This window comes from Spirochaetota bacterium (assembly GCA_026414805.1).
GTDB lineage: Bacteria > Spirochaetota > UBA4802 > UBA4802 > UB4802 > UBA4802.
Genome location: JAOAIH010000101.1, coordinates 363 through 7,791, shown reverse-complemented (window position 1 = coordinate 7,791; position 7,429 = coordinate 363). Strand labels below are relative to the sequence as shown.

Annotated in this window: 6 protein-coding genes and 1 CRISPR repeat array (1 of these 7 running past the window's edge); of the genes, 5 read left to right on the top strand and 1 reads right to left on the bottom strand. The window is 38.7% G+C overall.

Going from position 1 to position 7,429, the window contains the following annotated elements:
- The 5 genes from N3F66_14100 to N3F66_14080 form a co-directional block, all read left to right on the top strand.
- Positions 1-361 (top strand): metallophosphoesterase (locus tag N3F66_14100; protein ID MCX8125277.1); only part of this gene is annotated, 361 nt, incomplete at its 5' end.
- Positions 362-556: 195 nt separating this feature from the next.
- Positions 557-2,410, top strand: coding sequence for a carbon starvation protein A (locus N3F66_14095; protein ID MCX8125276.1), 1,854 nt, complete (start codon positions 557-559; stop codon positions 2,408-2,410).
- An 8-nt stretch (positions 2,411-2,418) separates the two neighbouring features.
- Positions 2,419-3,435 carry a radical SAM protein gene (locus tag N3F66_14090; protein ID MCX8125275.1) on the top strand — a complete coding sequence of 339 codons (1,017 nt, stop codon included), beginning with the start codon at positions 2,419-2,421 and terminating at the stop codon, positions 3,433-3,435.
- A gap of 584 nt (positions 3,436-4,019) precedes the next feature.
- Complete coding sequence (locus tag N3F66_14085) at positions 4,020-5,894, top strand: aldehyde ferredoxin oxidoreductase (GenBank protein MCX8125274.1); 1,875 nt, start codon at positions 4,020-4,022, stop codon at positions 5,892-5,894.
- 17 nt (positions 5,895-5,911) lie between these two features.
- On the top strand, positions 5,912-6,802 hold the full coding sequence (locus N3F66_14080; protein ID MCX8125273.1) for an Hsp33 family molecular chaperone HslO: 891 nt from the start codon (positions 5,912-5,914) through the stop codon (positions 6,800-6,802).
- A 77-nt stretch (positions 6,803-6,879) separates the two neighbouring features.
- A CRISPR array of direct repeats spans positions 6,880-7,167; the repeat unit is 28 nt; unit sequence TTTAAATCCCACTATTGGAAGCTTAAAC.
- A gap of 118 nt (positions 7,168-7,285) precedes the next feature.
- Here the strand turns inward: N3F66_14080 and cas2 are convergent.
- Positions 7,286-7,429, bottom strand: partial view of a CRISPR-associated endonuclease Cas2 gene (gene cas2, locus N3F66_14075; GenBank protein ID MCX8125272.1) — the 3' end only. The gene runs 159 nt beyond the window's last position; 144 of the gene's 303 nt are visible here — the last part of the coding sequence; the start codon falls outside the window, past its right edge; the stop codon is at positions 7,286-7,288.

Below are 7,429 nucleotides of genomic sequence, written 5' to 3'. Positions count from 1 at the left end.
ACAGATCATTGGCCGTGATGACCGAAGCAAATTTGCATTTACTGGAATACACCGTGCATCATTGAAAGAACTCATGAAACAGGTTGATGTTTCAAAACCTATCATAGTAATTGATCATCAGCCATTCAAAATTCTGCAAACAGCAACATATCCGGTTGACCTCCTGCTTTCAGGTCATTCACATCATGGTCAATTATTTCCGTTCCATTATATTACAGCCGAACTGTATGAAGTCAGCTGGGGATATAAAATAATTAACAATACTCATGTATATGTATCAAGCGGTTATGGTACATGGGGACCGCCAATCCGTACCAATAGCTATCCTGAAATAGTCCTGCTAACAATTTCATTTAAATGACTTTAGCTTACAGTTTTTTAGTAAAATCTCTTGACACAAAGATAAAAGAGGTATCTACCATAAGCACATAAAATTTTCTTCATCAGGAGACATACTATGAAGAAGTTTATAAAAATAACATTCTGGATTATTATTTCATTATTGTTTGCCCTTTCATTTGCAATAGTAACTCAAATTTATAATCCCCAGGAAAAAATTAATGCTTTATGGATTGTTACCGCAGCTGCCACCTTTTACATGTTAGCATACCGTTTTTATGGTGCATTTTTAGCAGCCAAAGTACTTGCACTTGATGAAACAAGCGTAACTCCTGCATACCGCCTTAATGACAATACCAATTATTACCCCACAAATAAATGGGTATTATTTGGACACCATTTTGCAGCAATAGCTGGTGCTGGCCCGTTAATAGGACCAGTGCTTGCTGCTCAGTTTGGATATCTGCCAGGCTTTCTGTGGATATTGATTGGTTCAGTAGTTGCTGGTGGTGTCCATGATATGGTTATCCTTGTTGCATCAATCCGTAAAGATGGAAAATCACTGGCTGAGATTGCAAAAGAGGAAATTGGGCCTGTGACAGGGCTTGCAGCTTTATTTGCAGTTTTGTTTATTTTAATAGTAGCTATCGCCGGGCTTGGCCTTGTTGTTGTAAATTCGCTATACAATAATCCATGGGGCACTTTCATCATTGCAATGACAATACCAATAGCATTGCTGATGGGAGTTTATATGAAATCCATACGCCCTGAAAGAGTCCTTGAGACATCTTTGATTGGGATTGTGCTTCTGCTTTTAACGGTTATTTACGGCCGTCATATACTGGGAACACCCATTGAGGGTATCTTTACAATGAACCAACATAATTTGGCGATAGCACTTGCAGTCTATGGTTTTATAGCAAGTGTATTGCCAGTATGGCTCTTGCTTGCTCCCCGTGATTATCTGTCATCATTTATGAAAATTGGTGTGATACTGCTTCTTGCTGTTGGTGTGGTTGCCGTGCATCCTGATTTGCACCTGCCAGCTATTACCAGATTCATCAATGGCAATGGGCCAATCATACCCGGAAAATTATTTCCTTTTGTATTTATCACAATTGCATGCGGAGCAATATCTGGATTTCATTCCTTGATTTCATCAGGGACAACACCCAAGATGATTGAAAATGAACGATATGCTCTCCCTATTGGCTACGGAGCCATGCTAACTGAAGGTTTTGTTTCAATGATGGCACTCATTGCTGCTGCCGTACTTATCCCCGGAGATTACTTTGCCATCAATACTCACCTTTCATTTGATACATTAGCTCAAATGGGCTTTCCGGTAGACAAAATAAATGATTTATCAAAGCTTGTAGGCATTGATTTGGCAGGACGTCCAGGAGGTGCAGTGTCACTAGCAGTAGGGATGGCATACATCTTTTCTTCAATTCCCTTTTTAAGCCACCTTATGGCATATCTGTATCAGTTTGCTATTATGTTTGAAGCGCTTTTTATTTTAACAACAATTGATGCCGGCACACGGGTAGCACGCTATGTAGTTCAGGAGCTGGGCGGATATGTGTACAAGCCCTTTGGCGAACTCAGGTCACTTTGGGGTAATATTATAGCAAGCCTGTTAGTGGTTATTGCATGGGGATATTTTATTTACACTGGTTCTGTACAAACAATATGGCGAATGTTTGGTACCGCAAATCAGCTACTGGCAATGCTGGCACTGTGTATAGGTACAACAGTTATTATTAAAATGAACAAAGTTAAGTATATATGGGTAACCCTTATCCCCATGGTATTTATGTTAACCACAACCTTTACTGCAGGAATCACACTTATACTTGAGTATATTCCAAAAGCGTTTTCTTCACAGCCCGATGCATATACATACATGATCAACATACTACTGCTAGGCCTCATGATTGTTTTAGCAGTGTTTATACTTTTAGATTCAGTATACAAATGGTATGGATTTATTACTGGCACTCGCTCTATGGAAATTAAAAAAAGCCAACCATCACAATATTCAAAAGAATTTCCAAAAATGAGTGATTAAACTGTTGCATGTTAAAAACTCATGTAACGATACCTTTTTTTATTCCCCACTCTGGTTGCAAGCACCGTTGTGTGTTTTGCAACCAGATTTACACTAGCAATACCCGCATTCTCCCTGATGAAGAATATATTGTAAAAAAAATTGATAGCTATTTACAAAAGTTAAAAACAACTGTTACTCATATTGAAATTGCATTTTTTGGTGGCAGTTTTACCGGCCTTGATGTTGAAGTACAAGAAAAGTATTTGGCGATAGCGTATAGATATTACTCATTGCATGCAATTCACGGCATCCGGCTATCTACACGCCCTGATTACATAAATAGCAGTACGCTTTCACTTCTAAAAAAATTTTTCGTGACAACTGTTGAACTGGGTGCACAATCCATGTATGATGATGTGCTGCAACAATCACATCGTGGACACACTGTACAGGATACAGTAAATGCTTCAAAACTCATCAAAGACTATGGCTTTAATCTTATACTACAGCTTATGCCTGGTTTACCTGGCGATAGCTTTGAAAAAGCAATTGAAGGTGCCCAAAAAGCTGTAGATTTGCAACCTGATGGAGTACGCATATATCCAACTGTTGTCATAAAAGATACTGCATTAGAAAAATTCTACATTGAAGGCAGGTTTACCCATCTATCATTAGATAAAGCTATTGAACTGTGTGCAATTTTATATGATATATTCACCAGAAACAATATTCCTGTAATCAGAATTGGACTTCATCCTTTTGATAACTCTGTGGCTGATACCATTATTGCAGGGCCCTATCATCCTTCATTTGGATACTTAGTAAAATCACGATACTATCGCAGTACACTTGAAAATCAGATTAAAAACTTTTTGCAGCACAACACTAATATACAAACGCTCAAAGTTAAACTGCCACAACACGCCCTTGCAGAATATTATGGTCCACATAAAGAAAATATTGATTTTTTACGGAAGGTGTTCAATACTATTACTTTACAATTTTGTGTTGCTGATATACATGAACCTATAATATACGGTTAAATATACATTAAGATGCTGAATCAAGTTCAGCATGACTTTGTTTGTTGTCATTCCGGGCTTGACCCGGAATCTATTGGTTGACAGGCAGCCTGGAAATTTTACTCATTGCAAAGGTATATCTTTGATAAAGATGCTGAAACAAGTTCAGCATGACAATTAGGCAAAATGCTGAATCAAGCTCAGCATGACAATTAGGCAAAATGCTGAATCAAGTTCAGCATGACTTTGTTTGTTGTCATTCCGGGCTTGACCCGGAATCTATTACTTGACTGGCAGTCTGTAAATTTTACTCATTGCAAAGGTATATCTTTGATAAAGATGCTGAATCAAGTTCAGCATGACTATTAGGCAAATTGCTGAATCAAGTTCAGCATGACTTTGTTTGTTGTCATTCCGGGCTTGACCCGGAATCTATTGGTTGACTGGCAGTCTGTAATTTTTACTCATTGCAAAGGTATATCTTTGATAAAGATGCTGAATCAAGTTCAGCATGACTATTAGGAAAAATGCTCAATCAAGATCAGCTTGACTGATTATACCGGCAACAGCCTGTATTCTACTCAGCTTTTTTCAGGAGAAAGAACATGCAACATCATCAAAAAGTACTCTTTATAGACCTTTCAACCGGTTACTATCGCTTAGCACGCTACCCCATTGGCGATTTCTTTGGCCCCATTGATTTAGGCTTACACATAGCACAGCGCTATTATACCACTAATATTGGTGTTGGTGTTTTAGCAGGCTCAATCTTTCCTGGATCAAACCGCCTATTTGTGAATGGATACTCACCCTGCTGGAACAGCTTTTTCATATCTTCTATGGGCGGTGCTGGACTGGTGTTTGATAACTTAGGAATAAACATGATAGCATTGTCAAAAAAAGCACCTACCCCTTCGGTGTTATACCTCAATCGTGTGCACGGTGAAGAGATAGAAATTGAGATAAAACCTATTGATGTCTTTAAAATATGGGAAAGTGGCCACGGTGGGGTATATTCATTGATGCATGAAGTGCTTTCAATGTTTGCTGATAAATATATAACCGACCCTCGTGTAATTGCAACAGGCCCTGCTGCGCATGCAACTGATTTTGGCGCACTGTGTTCGGCTCCTGTAAAGGATGGAACACTTATCTGGGTTGATACCTGGGCAGGACGCGGCGGCTTTGGCTCTAAGCTTTTTCGCGAACATGGCATTGCTGCTATTATTTACGGCGGTACATATATTGATGAAGACTTCAGAGACCGCAAAGTTGCCGACGAATGGTTTATCGACAAATACAGCAAAAAGCTTGCAGCCAAGGACTTAGAAGCAGCAACAAAGTATCGCTTCGATCCACAGTTTAATACTGGTGGTACATTTGGCGTTAACTTTGCTACTATCGGCGGCAGGCTTTTGGCATTTAACTATCGCTCAATCTACATGACCGAAGAACAACGACTTGCGATTCATCAAAAGCTTATTGTTGATCATTACCTTAAACAATTTAATGAAGAAACTATCGCCACAAAAAGCATGAGGACTTGTGGCGAACCATGCGCAGCTGTTTGCAAAAAGATGCGCGATATCTACAAAAAGGACTATGAGCCCTATCAGGCAATGGGACCACTGTGTGGTGTATTTGACCAGCGCGCAGCCGAAATGCTGGTGCATAAGGCTGACATGTATGGGTTTGATTCCATCTCAGTTGGTGGCGTGCTGTCATGGCTTATGGAATGTCTTGACCGCAAACTACTTAAGCCTGAGGAAGTAGGAGTATCGCACCTGCCAGTGTTTTCGCATGTTAACTTCAGTGTTGAAACGGACTCAAAGCACAATGCCCAAATTGCAAGCCAGCTTTTGGATGCTATCATTCACAAAAAAGGAATTCTTGATTTGACTGAAGGTGCGCGCAAATTTGCACGTAAACTGGCACGCGAAAAAAGTAAAGATATTATTGACTGCTTTGTGTATAATGCAAATGCGCGCAAAGGGTGGATTGTTCCCAACCAGTATTGGGTTCCTGGGGTGCTATCGCCCATGCCTATTATGGGAAAATATTACATGTACTACGGCTACGACTTTTTACCACCACGCGAGTTGGGCCGCAAAAACGCACACCGCATGATCAAAGAACTCATGCTTGATAATACCGGATTTTGCCGCTTTCATCGTCTGTGGGCTGAGGACATGATACCCGAAATTATTGCCTCGCTGTACAACATGCACAAAGAATTTTTAACAAGTCTTGAAATGACCGCCAGCAGAATTAATAGCCGTAATGTATCAATATACTGGGAATCGCAACGAAACATTGATTTCATAAAAACCTACCTTAAGCGTTTGCATCAGGTCGAAAATGTAAATGATAAAGAACTGATACATTGGCTAAATCAGTTTGAAGAAAATCCACACGAAGCTGCGTATAATTATTGGTTTGAAATTGCAAAAGGTGTACATGAGTCATTACGTGAATTTTAATTGGGGCGATAGTTACTATGGAAGATAATTGCAGCATAAGATACATCTGCCAGGAATATAATCTGCGAATTTATGCAACGTTGACAAAAGGTTTGTTGCAGGAACTCATCACCATTCACAACACCACACCCCACGCAACTATAGCGTTTGGACGCACACTTAACGCTGCTGTTTTGCTTGCTGCCTCTTCAATTAAGCCTGATTCCAACGACACGTTAAGCATTAATATAAGCTGCAGCGGTCCTTTAAAAGAGATCCTTGTCCAGGTTGATGGTAAAGGAAATGTACGCGGATTTGTTGGCAATCCCTTTGTAGACAACGAATTGCAATCTGATACGTTAAATATTTCTAAAGCATTGGGAGCAGGTGTTATTACTGTAACCCGTGATTTAGGCTTACGTGAACCATATAAAAGCGTGTCCCCAATTATTTATGGAGATATTGCAAAGGACATTGCGTACTACTTACTTGAATCAGAGCAAATACCTTCGGCACTCATACTTACAGTGAATTGCAACAAGCAAGGTGATATAAACCGCTCGGGCGGGATATTAATACAAACATTTCCTAGTACACCAACTTCTGTTATTGAAATAATTGAAAACAAATTGCAAAACGGTTTTTCATTGGATAAACATCTGGAAGAAGAGCATACACTCAAAGACACCATTGAAGAGCTTATTGGCAAAGAAATAAAAGAGCTTGGCCAAATACTGTTGAAACACAGGTGCAGGTGCACAAAAGAACTATTAGCAACAATACTTGAATCGGTAGAAAAGCATGAATTAGAAGATATGATTGAAAAAGACCATGGAGCTCATATTACCTGCGTATTTTGCAAAAAAGAATACACATTTACCCAAGATGAATTGCAAAATATCTTATTGAAGAAAGAGAAGATACATTAGGAAATAAAAAGTGGTATGTAATAGCCTTTTCTACAAAAATTATTTTCTTAATATGTGAGATTTAAAAATTTTAACCTTCATAATCCCACTATTGGAAGCTTAAACACAATCAAAAAATTTAGAAAAATTATGAGGGGGGTATAGTTTAAATCCCACTATTGGAAGCTTAAACCAGGATATCGATCAAACGAACCTATCGTACTCCAGCTTTAAATCCCACTATTGGAAGCTTAAACCTCGATATAAACGAGAAACAGCATATACCCCAGTGCTTTAAATCCCACTATTGGAAGCTTAAACTGTATGTCGCATTATCATTTGATCATTTTTATCACCCTTTAAATCCCACTATTGGAAGCTTAAACCCGTCATTCTACGGCTATTATGGGTTATTATTATAAAATATGATAATCAGCTAAAGTATAAGTTTCTCGAACCTTCAGTAGTGCATTTTAACTAATTTTTTATATTTTTGTCAACTCTTTATATAATTCTATCAGTTGGATCAAAATCTATTCCAATATTTTCTCTTTCTAAAACTGTTTTTTGAGGCAGCTGATATATCACAACATAATCCTCTTTATCATTTATCAGCCTTGCTATCTCCTGTTTTAAAGCAAATNACTT